Source organism: Pseudomonas sp. (assembly GCF_036404235.1).
GTDB lineage: Bacteria > Pseudomonadota > Gammaproteobacteria > Pseudomonadales > Pseudomonadaceae > Aquipseudomonas.
The window spans coordinates 16,185-34,050 of the sequence record NZ_DASWOT010000020.1 but is presented as its reverse complement, the minus strand read 5'-3'; the positions used below and the strand labels follow the sequence as shown (position 1 = coordinate 34,050).

Annotated in this window: 14 protein-coding genes, 3 tRNA genes and 1 pseudogene; 5 read left to right on the top strand and 13 right to left on the bottom strand. The window is 57.1% G+C overall.

Features of this window, described 5'->3' with window-relative positions; translation table 11 throughout:
- Window positions 1–148: 148 nt before the first annotated feature.
- From VGC62_RS02825 to VGC62_RS02815, 3 genes are all read right to left on the bottom strand, one after another.
- Window positions 149–233, bottom strand: a tRNA-Leu gene (locus tag VGC62_RS02825).
- A gap of 57 nt (window positions 234–290) precedes the next feature.
- Window positions 291–366: transfer RNA gene (locus VGC62_RS02820), tRNA-His, on the bottom strand.
- A 61-nt stretch (window positions 367–427) separates the two neighbouring features.
- Window positions 428–504, bottom strand: a tRNA-Arg gene (locus tag VGC62_RS02815).
- Between the two features lie 309 nt (window positions 505–813).
- On the opposite strand from VGC62_RS02815, the gene folD reads away from it, so the two are divergent.
- Window positions 814–1,668: a bifunctional methylenetetrahydrofolate dehydrogenase/methenyltetrahydrofolate cyclohydrolase FolD gene (gene folD / locus VGC62_RS02810; RefSeq protein WP_331185555.1), complete on the top strand. Its 855-nt coding sequence runs from the start codon at window positions 814–816 to the stop codon at window positions 1,666–1,668.
- Window positions 1,669–1,729: 61 nt separating this feature from the next.
- Here the strand turns inward: folD and VGC62_RS02805 are convergent, their stop codons facing one another.
- The 6 genes from VGC62_RS02805 to VGC62_RS02780 form a co-directional block, all read right to left on the bottom strand.
- Window positions 1,730–3,499, bottom strand: a complete 1,770-nt coding sequence (locus VGC62_RS02805) for an ABC transporter substrate-binding protein (protein WP_331185554.1) — start codon at window positions 3,497–3,499, stop codon at window positions 1,730–1,732.
- A gap of 100 nt (window positions 3,500–3,599) precedes the next feature.
- Entirely contained in the window at window positions 3,600–3,872 is a 273-nt protein-coding gene (locus VGC62_RS02800) for a DUF2160 domain-containing protein (RefSeq protein WP_331185553.1), read from the bottom strand.
- A 12-nt stretch (window positions 3,873–3,884) separates the two neighbouring features.
- Window positions 3,885–4,685, bottom strand: coding sequence for a carbohydrate ABC transporter permease (locus VGC62_RS02795; RefSeq protein WP_331185552.1), 801 nt, complete (start codon window positions 4,683–4,685; stop codon window positions 3,885–3,887).
- 9 nt (window positions 4,686–4,694) lie between these two features.
- Window positions 4,695–5,561, bottom strand: coding sequence for a sugar ABC transporter permease (locus VGC62_RS02790; protein ID WP_331185551.1), 867 nt, complete (start codon window positions 5,559–5,561; stop codon window positions 4,695–4,697).
- Window positions 5,554–6,672: an ABC transporter ATP-binding protein gene (locus VGC62_RS02785; protein ID WP_331185550.1), complete on the bottom strand. Its 1,119-nt coding sequence runs from the start codon at window positions 6,670–6,672 to the stop codon at window positions 5,554–5,556. The genes VGC62_RS02790 and VGC62_RS02785 overlap by 8 nt, the downstream gene beginning before the upstream one ends.
- A complete protein-coding gene (locus VGC62_RS02780; RefSeq protein ID WP_331185549.1) occupies window positions 6,672–7,766 on the bottom strand; it encodes an ABC transporter ATP-binding protein in 1,095 nt (364 codons plus the stop codon). Before VGC62_RS02780 ends, VGC62_RS02785 begins: the two co-directional genes overlap by 1 nt.
- Window positions 7,767–8,112: 346 nt before the next feature.
- Here VGC62_RS02780 and VGC62_RS02775 point away from each other — a divergent pair, with 346 nt between their 5' ends.
- Together VGC62_RS02775 and VGC62_RS02770 are read left to right on the top strand one after the other, a co-directional pair.
- On the top strand, window positions 8,113–9,963 hold the full coding sequence (locus VGC62_RS02775; RefSeq protein ID WP_331185548.1) for a sigma-54-dependent Fis family transcriptional regulator: 1,851 nt from the start codon (window positions 8,113–8,115) through the stop codon (window positions 9,961–9,963).
- A gap of 41 nt (window positions 9,964–10,004) precedes the next feature.
- Window positions 10,005–10,127, top strand: a pseudogene (locus VGC62_RS02770) (PIN domain nuclease); the annotation flags it as partial.
- 142 nt (window positions 10,128–10,269) lie between these two features.
- Here VGC62_RS02770 and cysS read toward each other — a convergent pair.
- Together cysS and VGC62_RS02760 are read right to left on the bottom strand one after the other, a co-directional pair.
- Entirely contained in the window at window positions 10,270–11,652 is a 1,383-nt protein-coding gene (gene cysS, locus VGC62_RS02765) for a cysteine--tRNA ligase (protein WP_331185547.1), read from the bottom strand.
- 24 nt (window positions 11,653–11,676) lie between these two features.
- A complete protein-coding gene (locus VGC62_RS02760) occupies window positions 11,677–13,374 on the bottom strand; it encodes a glutamine--tRNA ligase/YqeY domain fusion protein (RefSeq protein ID WP_331185546.1) in 1,698 nt (565 codons plus the stop codon).
- 411 nt (window positions 13,375–13,785) lie between these two features.
- On the opposite strand from VGC62_RS02760, the gene VGC62_RS02755 reads away from it, so the two are divergent.
- Together VGC62_RS02755 and lpxH are read left to right on the top strand one after the other, a co-directional pair.
- A complete protein-coding gene (locus VGC62_RS02755) occupies window positions 13,786–14,289 on the top strand; it encodes a peptidylprolyl isomerase (protein WP_331185545.1) in 504 nt (167 codons plus the stop codon).
- A complete protein-coding gene (gene lpxH / locus VGC62_RS02750; RefSeq protein WP_331185544.1) occupies window positions 14,286–15,050 on the top strand; it encodes a UDP-2,3-diacylglucosamine diphosphatase in 765 nt (254 codons plus the stop codon). Before VGC62_RS02755 ends, lpxH begins: the two co-directional genes overlap by 4 nt.
- Before the next feature lie 53 nt (window positions 15,051–15,103).
- Here lpxH and VGC62_RS02745 read toward each other — a convergent pair whose 3' ends face one another.
- Window positions 15,104–16,345, bottom strand: coding sequence for an acyl-CoA dehydrogenase family protein (locus tag VGC62_RS02745; RefSeq protein ID WP_331185543.1), 1,242 nt, complete (start codon window positions 16,343–16,345; stop codon window positions 15,104–15,106).
- A gap of 31 nt (window positions 16,346–16,376) precedes the next feature.
- Entirely contained in the window at window positions 16,377–17,804 is a 1,428-nt protein-coding gene (locus VGC62_RS02740; RefSeq protein WP_331185542.1) for an LLM class flavin-dependent oxidoreductase, read from the bottom strand.
- Between the last annotated feature and the right edge of the window lie 62 nt (window positions 17,805–17,866).

Genomic DNA, 17,866 nt, shown 5'->3' with positions numbered 1-17,866 from the left:
AATCCCTGGAAACATACCGAACGACCCAGCAACCGATCAGCCGTAAGGGTCGCTGGATCATGAAACCAATACGCTAAAACAAGAAAAGCCGCACTTGGCGGCTTTTCTAGCCCTTCAGAGCGCCATAGCGACTCCAAAGGTTTTTAACTGGTGCGGACGGAGAGACTCGAACTCTCACACCTTGCGGCGCTGGAACCTAAATCCAGTGTGTCTACCAATTCCACCACATCCGCATTTGACGCTGTTAAAGCAAAGGCGCCAGATTAAAAACCTGGCGCCTTCTTCGAATATGGGGTGGACGAAGGGGATCGAACCCTCGACAACGGGAGTCACAATCCCGTGCTCTACCAACTGAGCTACGCCCACCATATTGCGTTGTAACCGGCGCATTCAATCTGAATGCTACTTGTGCCAAAGCTGCCATTAATGGCGCACCCGGCAGGACTCGAACCTGCGACCATCCGCTTAGAAGGCGGATGCTCTATCCAGCTGAGCTACGGGCACTTATTTAATTTGTATTCTTGCGATTACAAACCTAAGAGCTTTCAATCACGCCGAGCCGATCTGAACTCTACCTGACTTAATCAACCCACCGACTTCGCCAACCATCTCTGGCCACTCAGTGTTAGGCTGTGCCCGACAAGTGCGACGAATCTTATAGACGGGCCTAAAGGTCGTCAACTCTTTTTTCTAAAAAATTCAGGCAATTAAAGGGGTTAGGGGATTATGCAGACCAACCGTCTTTGCCCCTGCGCCATGTCATGCGAGAATGCGCGCTCTTTTTTCCTCCCTTTCGATGGTTAATCACGCGCAATGACTGCAAAACTAATAGACGGCAAAGCGATCGCAGCCAACCTGCGCCAGCAGATCGCCAAACGTGTCGCCGAGCGTCGCGAGCAAGGTCTGCGCACGCCAGGCCTTGCGGTGATCCTGGTCGGTAACGACCCCGCCTCTGAGGTTTATGTCGCGCACAAACGCAAAGACTGCGAGGAGGTCGGGTTCATTTCCCAAGCCTATGACCTGCCTAGCGAAACCACCCAGACCGAGCTGACCGACCTCATCGACCGCCTCAACGATGACAGCGCTATCGACGGCATTCTGCTGCAATTGCCGCTGCCCGCACAGCTCGACGCCTCCAGCCTGCTCGAGCGCATCCGCCCGGACAAAGACGTCGATGGTTTCCATCCTTATAACGTCGGGCGGCTGGCCCAGCGCATCCCACTGCTGCGGCCCTGCACCCCGAAAGGCATCATGACCTTGCTGGAAAGCACCGGCGTGGACCTGTATGGCAAAGATGCAGTGATCGTTGGCGCATCCAACATCGTCGGTCGTCCGATGGCGATGGAGCTGCTGCTGGCCGGCTGCACCGTGACGGTGACCCACCGCTTTACTCAGGATCTGGCCGGCCATGTCGGCCGCGCGGATCTGGTCGTGGTCGCAGCGGGCAAACCCGGCCTGGTGAAAGGTGAGTGGATCAAGCCAGGCGCCATTGTCATTGACGTCGGCATCAACCGTCAGGACAACGGCAAGCTGGTTGGCGATGTGGTTTACGAGACTGCACTGCCGCGTGCTGGCTGGATCACCCCGGTGCCAGGCGGCGTTGGCCCGATGACCCGGGCCTGCCTGCTGGAAAACACCCTGTATGCCGCTGAAACACTGCACGGCTGATCGCGCAACCACTCATAAAAACGGCACCTCGAAAGTGCCGTTTTTTTTGTTTCAGAACAGGTTACTTCTTCGCCCTTTCCCAGCTTTTTAGCAGTTCGTTGTAGTTGATGGTTTCGCCCTTCGGTTTTTCGTTGGCCAATTTGCGCTGTGGTGCCAGGAACTTGCCGCCGCTGGCCTCTGCTTTTTTGTACCACTCCTCAGCCGAGGTTTCCGGGTTCATCCTTGGCGCACAGCCACTGGCCTCCTGGACTTTGGAGCGCTCGATGCGGGTCATGATCGCGTCTTGATCCTTGGCCAAGCCGTCGAGCGCTGCTTGTGCAGTTTTCTCGCCGGTGACCGCTTCAGCCACATGACTCCACCACAGTTGAGCCAGCTTCGGATAATCAGGCACATTGGTGCCGGTAGGCGACCATTGAACCCGCGCCGGGCTGCGATAGAACTCCACCAGACCGCCCAGTTTCGGCGCCAGCGCGGTCATCTCTTTGGAGTTGATGTCCGACTCACGAATCGGCGTCAGGCCGACGATGGTTTTCTTCAGTGACACGGTTTTCGAGGTGACGAACTGCGCATAAAGCCAGGCAGCCAGACGTTGCTTCTCAGGCGTTGCCTTGAGGAACGTCCACGAACCCACGTCTTGATAGCCGAGCTTCATGCCCTCTTTCCAGTACGGCCCTTTAGGCGAAGGCGCCATGCGCCACTTCGGCGTGCCATCGGCGTTCATGACTGGCAGACCGGGTTTGGTCATATCGGCAGTAAACGCTGTGTACCAGAAGATCTGTTGGGCGACGTTACCTTGTGATGGCACAGGGCCGGACTCAGAGAACGTCATGCCTGCAGCCTCAGGCGGCGCATAGGCCTTGAGCCAGTCGATGTATTTCTGTGTGGCGAAAACCGCTGCAGGGCCGTTGGTATCACCACCGCGAGTGATGCTGGAACCCACGGGATGGCAATCTTCTACGCGAATCCCCCACTCGTCTACCGGCAAGCCATTGGGCAGGCCTTTATCGCCGCTGCCGGCCATGGAGAACCAGGCATCGGTAAAGCGCCAGCCCAGCGACGGGTCTTTTTTGCCGTAGTCCATGTGACCGTAGACTTTCTTGCCGTCGATTTCCTTGACGTCTTCGCTAAAGAACTTCGCGATGTCTTCATACGCCGACCAGTTGACCGGTACGCCCAGTTCGTAACCGTACTTGGCTTTGAATTTTTCCTTCAGGTCTGCACGCTCGAACCAGTCTGCACGGAACCAGTACAGGTTGGCGAACTGTTGGTCGGGCAGTTGATAGACCTTTTTATCGGGGGCCGTGGTGAACGAGAGGCCGATAAAGTCATTGATGTCCAGGGTCGGCGACGTGAAGTTCTTGCCTTCGTTGGCCATCAGGTCGGTGATGGCTTCAGCCTTGCCGTAACGAAAGTGCGTACCGATCAGGTCAGAATCGTTGACCCAGCCGTCATAGATGCTTTTATCGGACTGCATGGCGGTCTGCAGCTTCTCGATCACGTCACCTTCCTGCAACAAGTCATGAGTCACCTTGATACCGGTGATTTCAGTAAACGCTTTGGCCAGGGTTTTAGACTCGTATTCGTGAGTGGTCAGGGTTTCTGACACCACCTTGATGTCCATGCCACGGAACGGTTCGGCAGCCTTGATGAACCACTTCAGTTCTTCCAATTGCTGCTCGGCGCTGAGGGTCGAAGGCTTGAACTCGCTGCCCACCCACTTCTTCGCCGCATCCTCATACTGATCCGCCCACGCCGAGACGCTCAACCCGCTGAGTGTCAGCATGGTCGCCAACGTCACGCTATGTCGCAGCTTGTTTTTTTTATTGAACATAGTCACCTCCAGTGTTGTTTCTTATGTAATCGCGCTTTCCAACCTTCTAAACAAACGCCTCCTACAGCTGCCGGGCGCCTGGACGACTTGCAATCAGGCATCAACCCCAACGCATTACCACCAACAGCCACACCAGGGAGATTCCTGACGCAACCCAGATGCTCCAATCGGTCGCGCCAATTACCAACAAATGCAGGTAGGCGCTGCCCAGAAGTCCGATAAACAACCGATCACCGCGGGTGGTGGAGATCGGCAGGAAACCTCGTCGTTCAACGCTCGCCGAACACAATTCCCATGCGGTCATGCCGACCAGAATCGCGGCGATGCTGCCAAAGAAAATTGCGGTAGGCAGTGTCCAGGCCATCCAATCCATTTTTCCGACTCCTCAGACACGGCCAAGAGCAAAGCCCTTGACCACATGATTGCGAACGAACCAGATCACCAACATGCCCGGCAGGATGGTCAACACCCCCGCCGCTGCCAGCACGCCCCAATCGATACCCGACGCCGACACCGTGCGAGTCATTACCGCTGCAATCGGCTTGGCATTGACCGACGTCAGGGTGCGCGCCAGCAGTAGTTCGACCCAGGAAAACATGAAGCAGAAAAACGCTGTCACACCAATTCCGGAGCCAATCAACGGGATGAAAATTTTCACGAAGAACTTCGGAAAACTGTAACCGTCGATGTACGCCGTTTCATCGATCTCCTTTGGCACGCCAGACATGAAGCCTTCGAGAATCCATACCGCCAGCGGCACGTTGAACAGGCAATGCGCCAACGCGACAGCGATGTGGGTATCGAACAAGCCGATGGACGAGTACAGCTGAAAGAACGGCAACAGAAATACTGCTGGCGGCGCCATGCGATTGGTCAGCAACCAGAAGAACAAATGCTTGTCGCCAAGGAAACGATAGCGTGAAAAGGCGTAAGCCGCAGGCAGCGCCACGCTCAGCGATATCACGGTATTCAGGCAAACGTAGTACAGCGAGTTGATATAGCCGCTGTACCAGCTTTCGTCAGTGAAGATCACCTTGTAGTTCGCCAGGGTGAAGTCCTGCGGAAACAGCGTCAGGCCACCGAGGATTTCGGTGTTGGTCTTGAACGACATGTTCACCAGCCAGTAAATCGGCACCAGCAGGAACAACAGGTAGATCCACAACGGCACGATTTTGCGCATGTTCATGGCCGCTCCTCAGTTCTTTTCGCCGTGGGTCATGGCGGTGTAGAACACCCATGACACCAACAGAATGATCAGGAAATACACCAGCGAAAATGCCGCTGCCGGGCCCAGGTCGAATTGACCGAGTGCCATGGTGGTCAAGGTCTGGCTGAGGAAGGTCGTGGAATTACCCGGCCCGCCCCCCGTCAGCACGAACGGCTCGGTGTAGATCATGAAGCTGTCCATGAAACGCAGCATTACCGCGATCAACAGCACGCTCTTCATCTTCGGCAGTTGAATGTGTCGGAACACCGCCCAACTGGATGCCCGATCAATACGCGCTGCCTGGTAGTACACATCCGGAATCGCCCGCAGGCCGGAGTAACAAAGCAGCGCCACCAACGACGTCCAGTGCCAAACGTCGATCACCAATACGGTCACCCAGGCGTCCGAAGCATTGGCTGCGTAGTTGTAGCTGATGCCCAGCACGTTGTTGAGAAACCAGCCCATCAAGCCAATATCACCGCGCCCGAAGATCTGCCAGATGGTTCCCACCACGTTCCACGGGATCAGCAGCGGAATGGTCATCACGATCAAACACAGCGACGACCAGCGTCCCTTGGTCGGCATGGTCAGCGCGATGCCAATACCCAAGGGGATTTCGATCAACAGCACACAGCCTGAATAGATGAACTGGCGCAGCAACGAGTCATGCAGACGCGGATCTTGCAGCACTTGTTTGAACCAGTCAGTGCCTACGAAATAACGGCTGGACTGGTCGAAAATGTCCTGCACCGAATAATTGACCACCGTCATCATCGGAATGATGGCACTGAACGCCACCAGCAGGAACACCGGCAGTACCAGCCACCAGGCTTTGTTGTTCTGCACCTTACTCATGGGGCACCTCGTTCGCCGGGCTGGCCTCAAGCAAAAAATCATCGGCATACAGCATCAGCCACTGGCCAGGGAAACTGATCCAGGCCTGACCTTGGGGGACGGGTTTGTCTTCCTGTATGCGCACTTTGAGCAATTGGCCCGCCAGCTTGAGGGTCAGGATTTTGTAGGTGCCCAGGTCTTCGACATAGATCACCTCAGCGCACATCCCATCGTCGCAAGGGCCATCCCAGACATGCACGAACTCAGGACGAATGCCGACTTTCAGGCTGCTCCACTGAGTCGAGGCCAGGCGTTGTTGCACACCTTCGGACAGTGGCAAATGAATGTCACCGAAACCGACACCCCCCGCTTGCGGTGTAACCTCGATCAGATTCATCCCCGGGCTGCCGATGAAATAGCCGACAAAAGTGTGTCTGGGTTTCTCGAATAACTCGCGTGGCGTGCCGAACTGCACGATCTGGCCGCCGTACATCACCGCGATCTTGTCCGCGAAGGTCGAAGCCTCCAGTTGATCGTGGGTGACGTAGACCATGGTGATGTTGAATTGCTCGTGGATTTGCTTGAGCTTGCGCCGCAATTTCCATTTCAAATGCGGGTCGATCACCGTCAGCGGTTCATCGAACAGGATCGCCGACACGTCATCACGCACCAGACCGCGCCCCATCGACACTTTCTGTTTCTCGTCGGCCGTGAGGTTCTTGGCTTTCTTCTTCAACAGCGGTTGCAGGTCCAGCACGTCAGCGATTTCGTTGACCTTGGTCTGAATTTTCTTCTCTGCCATGCCCTGGTTGCGCAGCGGAAACGCCAGATTGTCATACACCGTCATGGTGTCGTAGACCACCGGAAACTGGAAAACCTGAGCGATGTTGCGCTGCTCGGGAGACATGTCGTTGACCACGGTGCTGTCAAACATCACCTTGCCTTCCGATGGGCTCAAGAGGCCGGAGATGATATTGAGCAAGGTCGATTTCCCACACCCGGACGGGCCGAGCAACGCGTAGGCACCGCCCTGCTCCCAAACATGACTCATCTCGCGAATCGCGTAGTCGTCGGGCCCGCTTGGCGTTTTGCTGTAGCTGTGGGCGAGGTTTTGCAAACGGATCTCAGCCATCAGGCAACCCTCGCCATGCGCAGGCCCGGCGCTTGAATCAGGCCGCCCTGCTGATCGAATACGAACAACTTGTGCGTCGGGATGTACACGCGTATCGGTGTGTCAACGTCGTAGGCGTGTACGCCGGGCAAGTGCAGAACCAGCGAAAAATGCTCGTTGCGCACATGCAGAAAGGTTTCCGAACCGCTGATTTCGGCCAGCTCCACGGTGACCGCCAATTCCAGGTCGTCGTCGTTGGATGGCACCAGACTCAAATGGCTGGGACGCACACCGAATCGATACTCACCATCGCCCACGTTGCGCAGGTCAATGTTAAGCGGGAAGTGTACGAAGTTGGCAAAACTGACTTCGTTGCCGTCTATACGCCCTGGCATCAGGTTGATCGGCGGCTCGGAGAACAACTCGGCCGCGAGGACCGTCTTGGGCTGGTGGTAAACCTGGGCAGTCTTGCCGCTTTGAATCAACCGCCCCTCGTGCAAAATCGTGGTAGTACCGCCCAGGGCCAAGGCCTCGTTGGGTTCGGTGGTGGCATAAATGGCAATGGTGTGTCGCGCTTCGAACAGCAGCCGCATTTCCTGACGCAGTTCCTCGCGCAACTTATAGTCCAGGTTAACCAACGGCTCGTCGAACAGGATCAGTTCAGCGTCCTTGACCAATGCCCGCGCCATGGCCGTGCGCTGCTGCTGGCCGCCGGACAATTCCAGGGGATAACGGGTGAGGAATTTTTCGATCCGCAGCATTTTCGCGGTTTCCAGCACTTTGCTCTGGATTTCATCTTTCGAGACACCGGCCTGGCGCAGCGGCGAGGCGATGTTGTCGAACACGGTCATGCTCGGATAGTTGATGAACTGCTGATACACCATCGACACGTTGCGGTGGCGCACCGCAACCTTGGTGACATCTTTGCCATTCATCAGTACTCGGCCGCTGTCTGGCTTGTCCAGTCCGGCCATCAAGCGCATCAGGCTGGTTTTGCCTGATAAGGTGCGCCCCAGCAATACGTTGAATGAGCCGGGTTCGAAGCTCAGCGAAACATTGTCGATCCAGAGTTGACCGTCGACGGTGCGGCTGACGTGCTCAAGCGTAAGAGACATGGCGTGCCCTTTTGTCTGTTTCGATTCTTATTAGGTGTTGGAGCTGCCTGTTGTGAGCCACGGCCGACGCATAACGTTCGTCGACCGACTTGTTGGATAGCGACATTCGTGCCAATAGGTGTTCGTTATCGCGCGCCGCGCGCAAACGCCTATGCCAGAGCCTTCTGCGCCGACACTAGCCAAGCCGAATATTCGTTGATGAACAAAAGTGAACAGAAAAACTGAACACTTGAACAAAATGAACATTGACTTTGAACAATCCTGAACAACAATGGATGGACGTTCCGAGCACGAATGCTCACGCAAGCCGTTACAAAAAAATAAAAACAATTGCGGACTCATACTCATGGCAATCCCCCGCGTATCCAGCAATCACGACAGCATCATTCAGGATTCATGGGCCCGCTGCCGCGAGTTCGGCCTAGACCCCCAATCGCGTCCAGCGTTTGGGAAGTTGCCCGAGCAGCACGTTGCGCAATTGCTTGAGCGCCACCATTCGCTGGTGCAGACCACCCATCAGCAAGTTCTGCCCTTCTATGAAAACATCCTCAGTAACTCCAACTGCCTGATCCTGCTCGCCGATCAGCAAGGCCAAGTGCTCAACTCCTGGGGCACTAAACGTTTTGTCGAACCCGCGCAGAGCCAGGGATTCGTGCCGGGCGCCACGTGGGTTGAACAGGCCACCGGCACCAATGCGATTGGCACCGCGCTGGCTTGCGAACAGGCTGTACACATCGAACACGACGAACACTTCCTGAAGGCCAACCGCTTCATGACCGGCTCCGCCTCACCGATCTTCGACGCCGACCGACGCATGATCGCGGTGCTCGACGTGTCCAGCGACAGCTTCCTGCCACCCTCCCACACGCTGGGAATGGTGAAGATGATGAGCCAGACCATCGAAAACCGGCTGATCCTCGACCAGTTCCAGCACCATCATTTCCAGCTCACCTTCAACACCGGCCTGAACAACCTCGACAGTCAGTGGGCCGGATTATTGGTGTTCGACGACAGCGGGAAAATCCTCTGTGCCAACCGCCGCGCTGACAATTTGCTGGGTGTCAGCCTGCTGCGGGTCAATATCGAAGACCTGTTCAAGGCGCCGGTTTCGCAGTTGCTCGATCAGGCGGAAGGCCAGCCATTCGCTCTTCAGGCGTCGGGACATAACCGTTTTCATTGCCTATTGAAACGGCCCAAGGCACAGGTCGTGCAACTGCGAACCGTGCCTGCGCCCAAGCCCTCTCTGGTTAACCAGCCGACGGCGCTGGCTGCACTGGGTTTAAGCGATAAAAAAGTCGCCAAGGCCGCGAGCCAGGCGCAGCGCTTGCTGGAGAAGAACGTTCCGCTGTTGATTCACGGCGAAACGGGTGTCGGCAAAGAGGTGTTCGTCAAAGCCTTGCATCAGGCCAGCTCTCGGGCTCATCAACCGTTGATTGCGGTGAACTGCGCGGCGATTCCATCGGAGTTGGTCGAGGCCGAGCTGTTCGGTTACGAGAAAGGCGCTTTCACCGGCGCACACCATAAAGGCAGCATCGGCCTGATTCGCAAGGCGGACAAAGGCACGTTGTTTCTCGACGAAATTGGCGACATGCCGCTGCCGGTTCAGGCGCGTCTGCTACGCGTATTACAAGAACGCTGCGTACAGCCGCTGGGCAGCAGTGAATTGTATCCGGTGGACATCCGGGTGATTTCCGCCACCCATTGCTCGTTGCGCGAGCAGGTACAGACCGGTCACTTCCGCCAGGATTTGTACTATCGCATTAGCGGTCTGAACCTTGAGCTGCCGCCGCTGCGCGAGCGTACCGATAAAGCGGCGTTGATCCAGCGCATCTGGGATCAGCATCGTGAGCCGCAGCAGACTGCCGGATTTGAGCCGCATGTCATGGCCCTGTTCGAGCGCCATCCGTGGCCAGGTAATCTGCGTCAGTTGAGCAACGTAATTCAGGTGGCGCTCGCATTGGCCGACGACGAAGCGATCTCAAGCGAGCATTTGCCCGAGGATTTCTTTGCTGATCTTGAGTTGGGCGGCGAACTGCCTCAGCCCAATGAAACCCTTAACGGCAAGGCGACTCTGGCATCAACCGAAGATTTGACTGAGTTGCTACAGGAAAGCGGCGGGAATATTTCGCAGTTGGCCAAGAAGCTGGGGGTTAGCAGGAATACGTTGTACAAGCGGTTGCGGGAGAAAGATTTGTAGCGACCACTTTGCCATCATGGATATTCTGGATGATTTCGAAGGAACATCATCATCGCGATCGATTTGATCGCTTGATTGTTGCCACCGCCATCACTGAGCCAATGCGACTCATCACCTCTAATCCCATGATCGCGAAATACACGTCGCTGGCTGTTCTGGTTTAGTCGGCCGCAGTGTGAACAACGCCCAAAGGATTCGCGAGCAAGCTCGCTCCCACAAATGTGATGATCTGTAGGAGCCAACTTGTTGGCGAGGCGGCTAACGTGGAGTGTCAGCTACAAACGGCAGAGATGTCGCGGCAGAAGATCAGTCAGCCAGCCGCCACGTCGTGCCGCCCTTACCGTCCTCCAGCACCACGCCCATGGCGGTGAGCTGATCGCGGATGCGGTCGGATTCGGCCCAGTTTTTGTCAGTACGCGCTTGCAAACGCGCCTGAATCAGCGCTTCCACTTCAGCCGCGTCGACCCGACCTTCAGCGCCTGCGCGCAAAAAGTCGTCAGACTCAAGCTGCAACACACCCAACACACTGGCCAGTTGCTTCAGACGCGCCGCCAATCCGGCCGCAGCGGCCTGATCGGTGTCGCGCAGCCGGTTGATTTCGCGCACCATCTCGAACAGCACCGCGCAGGCCTCAGGCGTCCCGAAGTCATCGTCCATCGCCGCCGTGAAACGCTCGACAAACGCCTCACCACCCGCAGGCTCTGCCACTGGCAAGCCTTTGAGCGCGTGATAAAAGCGCTCCAGCGCGCCTTTGGATTCTTTCAGGCTGTCTTCGGAATAATTGATCGCGCTGCGGTAATGGCTGGACACCAACAGATAACGCACCACTTCCGGCTGATACTTTTCCAGCACATCGCGGATGGTGAAGAAGTTGTTCAAGGACTTGGACATCTTCTCGCCATTGATGCGAATCATCCCGCAGTGCATCCAGGCCTTGGCGTACGTCTTGCCGGTGGCGGCTTCGCTTTGGGCGATTTCGTTTTCGTGGTGCGGGAATTCAAGGTCGCTGCCGCCGCCATGAATGTCGAACGTCTCACCCAGGCAGCAGGTGGACATCACCGAGCATTCAATGTGCCAGCCCGGACGACCCGGCCCCCACGGCGACTCCCAGCTTGGCTCGCCGGGCTTGACGCCTTTCCACAGTACGAAATCCAGCGGATCGTCCTTGGCTTCGTCGACTTCGATGCGCGCACCGATGCGCAGGTCTTCGATCTTCTTGCGTGACAGCTTGCCGTAACCGAGGAATTTGCCGACTCGGTAATAGACGTCGCCATTGCCCGGTGCATAAGCGTAGCCCTTGTCAATCAGGCTCTGGATCATGTTGTGCATGCCGCCGATGTAGTCGGTGGCGCGCGGCTCCATGTCTGGCTTGAGGATGTTCAGGCGCGCTTCGTCCTCGTGCATCGCATCGATCATGCGCGCGGTCAGGACATCGAACGCTTCACCGTTTTCACGGGCACGGTTGATGATCTTGTCGTCGATGTCGGTGATGTTGCGCACGTAGGTCAGGTCATACCCGCTAAAACGCAGCCAGCGGGTGACGAGGTCGAACGCCACCATGCTGCGGCCATGGCCCAGGTGGCAGTAGTCGTACACGGTCATCCCGCAGACGTACATGCGCACCTTGTTGCCATCCAACGGTTTGAAAACTTCTTTGCTCTTGGTGAGCGTGTTGTAGATCGAAAGCACTTTCTGCCTCTCAGCTGTACAGCATCAGGTCCAGGAATCGCGCAACGTTACCGTGCGGTTAAATACCGGGCGACCTGGTTTCGAGTCCTTGATGTCCGCGCAGAAATAACCTTCGCGTTCGAACTGGAAACGGTCTTCCGGCTGAGCTTCACCCAACGAAGGTTCAGCTCGACAGCCGGTGAGGACCTGCAGCGAGTCGGGGTTGATATTGTCCAGGAACGTTTGGCTATCGTCGGCCTTTTCCGGGTTGGCGGAACGGAACAGGCGGTCATACAGACGTACTTCGCACTCGATGCTTTCAGCCACCGGCACCCAATGCACGACGCCTTTGACCTTGCGGCCTTCCGGGTTTTTGCCCAGGGTTTGAGGGTCATATGAGCAGCGCAGTTCGACGATATTACCGTCGGCATCCTTGATCACTTCGTCGGCACGGATCACGTAGCTGCCGCGCAGGCGCACTTCGCCGTTGGGCTCCAGGCGCTTGTAGCCCTTTGGCGGCGTTTCGGTGAAGTCATCCTGGTCGATGTAGATTTCGCGGGAGAACGGCAGCTTGCGCACGCCCAGCTCTTCCTTCTGTGGATGACGCGGCAGTTGCAGGTGATCGACCTGGCCTTCCGGATAATTGGTGATCACGACCTTCAACGGCCGCAACACACACATCGCTCGCGGGGCGTTGTGATCCAGGTCCTGGCGGATGCTGAACTCAAGCATGCCGAAATCCACTACGCCGTCGGAACGGTTGGTGCCGATCATTTCGCAGAAATTGCGGATCGACGCGGGCGTATAGCCACGACGACGGAAACCCGACAACGTTGACATGCGTGGGTCGTCCCAGCCACTGACGTGCTTTTCATCGACCAGTTGCTTGAGCTTGCGCTTGCTGGTGATGGTGTAGTTCAGGTTCAGGCGTGAGAACTCGTACTGACGCGGCCTGCTCGGCACCGGCAGGTTGTCGAGGAACCAGTCGTACAGCGGACGATGGCTTTCGAACTCCAGAGTGCAGATCGAGTGCGAGATGCCTTCGATGGCGTCCGATTGACCGTGGGTGAAGTCGTAGATCGGATAAATGCACCACTTGTCGCCGGTCTGATGGTGGTGGGCGTGACGAATGCGGTACAGGATCGGGTCGCGCAGGTTCATGTTCGGCGAGGCCATGTCGATCTTGGCACGCAACACACGAGCGCCATCTTCGAACTCTCCGGCCTTCATGCGGGCAAAAAGATCGAGGTTTTCCTCGACACTGCGCTCACGGAACGGGCTGTTCTTGCCAGGCTCGGTCAGGGTGCCGCGATACTCACGCGCCTGCTCGGGGGTCAGGTCATCGACATACGCCTTGCCGGCCTTGATCAGCACGACGGCCCAGTCGTGTAATTGATCGAAGTACTGCGAGGCGTAGCGCACTTCGCCAGCCCACTGGAAACCCAGCCACTTGACGTCGCTTTCAATGGCGTCGATGTATTCCTGGTCTTCCTTGGCCGGGTTGGTGTCATCGAAACGCAGATGCGTCACACCGCCAAACTCCTGAGCCAGACCAAAGTTGACGCAAATCGACTTGGCATGGCCAATGTGCAGGTAACCGTTGGGCTCTGGCGGAAAGCGCGTCACGATCTGGGTGTATTTGCCCGAATCCAGGTCTGCCTGCACGATCGGGCGCAGGAAGTTGGTGGGAATTGCAGGGCCTGCCTTTGAATTCGCAGCGGCGTCTTGAGTGGGCTTGCTCATAAAATCCTTGAACGTACAGGTCGCGGGCCAGAGTGCGTAAAAACTACTGCTCCGGGCAACACAGCGTTAAAAACAGGCGGAAATTGCTCATTTAGAACAACTAAACTCCGCTTTCCCGCCTGTTTTTGCCTTGTCTTGCCTTCGCTCGTGACGTTTTCACACAATCTGTCTAGGGTAGGACGACTAAATCAAAGCGCTTATCATAGCCGAACCTGTCAAGGCCCTGACAGCACGCAGTGACAAAACTACAGAGGCAGCCCCAGAAACAGCCGGGAGACGAACTAGCCGTTGTGTAATTACCCTCTGTAAACTGCGAGACCGAGTGAAGTCGACGGCATCTGCGACCATGGCCGACGGGCCATATGCCGTATCGACACGCCCTATTACGAATTCCAAAGAGCGACCAAGCCCATGTCCAAAGTAAAACTGACCACCAACCACGGTGACATCGTCCTGCAACTGAACGCTGAAAAAGCGCCACTGACCGTCGCCAATTTCATTGAATACGTCAAGGCTGGCCACTACGAAAACACGGTTTTCCACCGTGTCATTGGTAACTTCATGGTCCAGGGCGGCGGTTTTGAGCCGGGCATGAAAGAAAAGAAAGACAAGCGCCCCAGCATCCAGAACGAAGCCGACAACGGCCTGCCAAACAAGAAGTACTCGGTAGCCATGGCCCGCACCATGGAACCGCATTCGGCCTCCGCGCAGTTTTTCATCAATGTCGCTGACAACAGCTTCCTCAATCACAGCGCCAAGACCGTTCAGGGCTGGGGCTACGCGGTATTTGGCGAAGTGATCGAAGGCACCGACGTCGTCGACAAGATCAAAGGCGTTGCCACCACGTCCAAGGCAGGTCATCAGGATGTACCGGCTGACGACGTGATCATCGAGAAAGCCGAGATCATTGAGTGATATTGCTGATCTCCGATCTGCATCTTGAAGAAGGACGCCCGGACATCACCCGGGCGTTTCTGGATCTGCTGACGGGCCGCGCTCGCGGTGCCGAGTCGCTGTATATCCTCGGGGATTTTTTCGAAGCCTGGATTGGCGATGACGCCATGTCACCCTTCCAGCGCTCGATCTGCGAGGCGCTGCGTACGCTCAGCGACAGCGGCACGCCTATATTTCTGATGCATGGCAATCGCGACTTCATGATCGGCAAAGCCTTTTGCAAAGCGGCGGGATGCACCCTGTTGAGCGACCCGAGTGTCGTACGCTTCAACGGCCAACCGGTATTACTGATGCACGGCGACAGTTTGTGTACCCGCGATGAAGCCTACATGCGCATGCGCCGCTACCTGCGCAACCCACTGACTTTATGGGTCCTGCGCCATTTGCCTTTGGGCACCCGGCACAAGCTCGCGCGCAAGCTACGTAGCGAAAGCCGCACGCAGACCCGCATGAAAGCCAACGATATCGTTGATGTGACCCCGGAAGAAGTCCCGCGGATCATGAGCGAATACGGCGTAAAAACCTTGATCCACGGCCACACCCATCGCCCGGCGATCCACAAACTCAAGCTCGGCGAAGACACAGCGCAACGCATCGTGTTGGGGGATTGGGATCGTCAAGGCTGGGTGTTGCAGGTTGATGAGCAGGGCTTTGAGCTCAGTGCGTTTGATTTTGTACCGGAGCCGGTGTTGGCGCTGCCTCAAGGTTCGCAAGCGACATAAGCACCAGGAATAAGGCAAGCACGCAGGCTGGCCCTATCCCTGAAAGGCTGAACTTAACGGCTTTGCGCTGTCCCGCCGCCGATCTGCCAAACATAAGGTGGTTCGGTGCCATTGATTTCCCAGTCACCGATGATCCGCTCTTTGTAGATCAACGGATTGTGTGAAGCTGCGGTGCGGGCATTGCGCCAGTGCCGGTCCAGTTGCAGGCTAACGCGGGCGGCCGATGCGCCCAAGGCATTGAACAGGTCGCTCGTGGCGCGAAGCACCAGCTCGGCAATTGCCACTTGCGCCTGAGCCGACTCCAGCTCAGCGGCAATGTTGGCCTCGCGTTCGGCCTGCTCGTCCTTGCCAAAGTGCGCAACATACGCCCGTTGCGAGGCGTGCGCGGCGCGCACCGCAGCCGCTTCGGCGGCATAAACCTGAGCCGAGGCCTTACCGACCACCTGTTGCACCTGAGCATCGTCACGCACTGCGGGCGCATTGCCGTGGCTGAATACCCGAGTGCGGTTACGCACTTGTTCGGCAATATCGCGCACAGCCGCCTGACCCGATCCCACCAACACCGCCAGCAAGGTCAATTGGTAAAACGCCGTCTGGTATTTGAAGCGAGTGGAAAAGTCGATCAGGTTATCGTCCTCGACCACGGCATTTTCAAACACCGAAGTACCGCTGCCGGTGGTGCGCTGACCAAAGCCATCCCAATCGTCACTTTGGCGCACGCCCGGTTGTTGCACACGCACTGCCGCAATCACGTCAGCGCCGGTGTCATCGCGCTGGGCATACAGGTCGATCCAGTCGGCGAACACGCTGCCGGTGCTGTAGTACTTGGTGCCATTGGCGACCCATTGCTCACCCTGACGGCTGATACGGGTGATCACCTGACCGATCTTCACGTCGCCCACTTCGGTCCAGGCATTGCCGACCAGCTCCCCAGCAACAAAGCGCTTGAACCAAACGTCCTGGGCGCTGAAGGCCTGGGCGTTGAGCCGGTCTTCGACAAAAGCAAAGTGGCCGCGCAAAGCTTGTGTCACGTTTGAATCGGCGGCAGCCAGTTCAATCAGCAACTGGAACAGTTGAGGCAGCGAAGCGCCAGCCCCGCCGAATTCGACGGGGATGCGCACGGCACCGAAACCGGCTTCTTTCAGCCATTTGATCGGTTCGAACGGCAATGTACGCGCACGCTCGCGCTCGACCGCGCCCTCGGCGATGCGGGCAAAAATCGGCCGAAAGCGCTGGGCGAGCGCTTCATAATCAGTACCGACAGACAGCGTGTTCAGCGTGGTGAAACTGGACATGAAAGCAACTCCTCTTCAGCGCAAATGGGCGTCAAGTCAGGTCAGAGAATTTGGAAGGTTTGGTGTGGTCGGTGGCGTTGGCGCCGTCCTTGAACGCACCCCGGTAACGAGCGGCAGGATGGTCCTCGGCAGCGTAGGCCGACGTTCCATCGAGCAGGTTTTCGCGCAGGGTGTTGCCTTCGTAGGAGGTGCGCACACGGCCTCGGCGTTGCAGTTCCGGAACGATAAACTCGACAAAATCTTCAAAGGTGCCTGGGGTGATGGCATAGGCCAGGTTGAAGCCGTCGATACCGCCGACGTCCACCCAGCGCTCCAACTCGTCGGACACCGTTTTAGGGCCGCCCACCAACACGGGGCCCAGGCCACCGATGCTGCGGTGTTTGATAATGTCGCGCGGTGTCCATTTGCGGTCAGGGTCGGCGGTGGCGAGCAGTTCGAGTACCGACCGGATGCTGTCGTTGTCGATCGCTTCCAGGGGTTGGTCGGGGTCGTATTCGGAAAAATCGATCCCGGTCCAACCGCCGTAGAAGGACAACATGCCTTCGCCATTGGCGTAGCTCAGGTATTCGCGGTATTTGGCGTGTGCAGCTTCGTCGCTTTCGCCGGTAATGACCGTCAGCAGCGTGAACACCTTGACCGAATCGCGGGTACGGCCCGCTTCTACGGCGCGGTTGCGGATGTCATCGGAGACCTCGCGCGCCTGCTCGGCGGTGGCCGGGCTGATGAATACCCCTTCAGCATGCTTGGCGGCAAACGCCCTGCCCCGGCTGGACGCACCGGCCTGGAAAATAACTGGAGTGCGCTGCGGCGAGGGCTCGGACAAGTGAATCCCCGGCACATCGAAGTACTTACCCTTGTGCCCAATCGGATGAACTTTAGTGGGATCGGTAAAGACTCCGCGCTCACGGTCACGCAGTACCGCGTCCTCATCCCAGGAGCCTTCCCACAGTTTGTAGGTGACATCCAGAAACTCATCAGCGATGTCGTAACGCTCATCGTGAGAGATCTGCTGCTTGAGGCCCAGGTTCACCGCCGCACTGTTGAGGTACGAGGTCACCACGTTCCATGCCACGCGGCCTTTGGTCAGGTGGTCCAGGGTCGAGAACTTTCGAGCCAGGGCATAAGGCTGCTCATAGGTCAGCGCCGAGGTCACGCCAAACCCCAAGTGTTTGGTGACGGTGGCCATGGCGGGCACTTGAAAGAAGGGGTCGTTGACCGGCACCTGATCGGCATCAACCAAAGAGGTTTCCACCGAGCCGCGATAAACGTCGTAGACACCCACCACGTCGGCGATAAAAACCGAGTCGAAATAGCCACGCTCAAGCAACTTGGCCAAATCGACCCAATAATCGAGGTCTTTGTATTTCCATGCCTGGCTGTCCGGATGACGCCAGGTGCCTGCTGCCTGGTGGCTCACGCAGGTCATTTCAAACGCATTGAGGATAATGCGAGAGGCCATAGTCGATTAACTCCTGTTCTCTGTGTTCATTTAGGCACGCTGGGCCGATGAGTAGTGGCTTT

Excerpts from the sequence above, each read along its gene's own strand:
- folD (WP_331185555.1), top strand. The coding sequence starts at position 814 with ATGACTGCAAAACTAATAGACGGCAAAGCGATCGCAGCCAACCTGCGC.
- VGC62_RS02805 (WP_331185554.1), bottom strand. The coding sequence starts at position 3,499 with ATGTTCAATAAAAAAAACAAGCTGCGACATAGCGTGACGTTGGCGACC.
- VGC62_RS02800 (WP_331185553.1), bottom strand. The coding sequence starts at position 3,872 with ATGGATTGGATGGCCTGGACACTGCCTACCGCAATTTTCTTTGGCAGC.
- VGC62_RS02795 (WP_331185552.1), bottom strand. The coding sequence starts at position 4,685 with ATGAACATGCGCAAAATCGTGCCGTTGTGGATCTACCTGTTGTTCCTG.
- VGC62_RS02790 (WP_331185551.1), bottom strand. The coding sequence starts at position 5,561 with ATGAGTAAGGTGCAGAACAACAAAGCCTGGTGGCTGGTACTGCCGGTG.
- VGC62_RS02785 (WP_331185550.1), bottom strand. The coding sequence starts at position 6,672 with ATGGCTGAGATCCGTTTGCAAAACCTCGCCCACAGCTACAGCAAAACG.
- VGC62_RS02780 (WP_331185549.1), bottom strand. The coding sequence starts at position 7,766 with ATGTCTCTTACGCTTGAGCACGTCAGCCGCACCGTCGACGGTCAACTC.
- VGC62_RS02775 (WP_331185548.1), top strand. The coding sequence starts at position 8,113 with ATGGCAATCCCCCGCGTATCCAGCAATCACGACAGCATCATTCAGGAT.
- VGC62_RS02760 (WP_331185546.1), bottom strand. The coding sequence starts at position 13,374 with ATGAGCAAGCCCACTCAAGACGCCGCTGCGAATTCAAAGGCAGGCCCT.
- VGC62_RS02755 (WP_331185545.1), top strand. The coding sequence starts at position 13,786 with ATGTCCAAAGTAAAACTGACCACCAACCACGGTGACATCGTCCTGCAA.
- VGC62_RS02745 (WP_331185543.1), bottom strand. The coding sequence starts at position 16,345 with ATGTCCAGTTTCACCACGCTGAACACGCTGTCTGTCGGTACTGATTAT.
- VGC62_RS02740 (WP_331185542.1), bottom strand. The coding sequence starts at position 17,804 with ATGGCCTCTCGCATTATCCTCAATGCGTTTGAAATGACCTGCGTGAGC.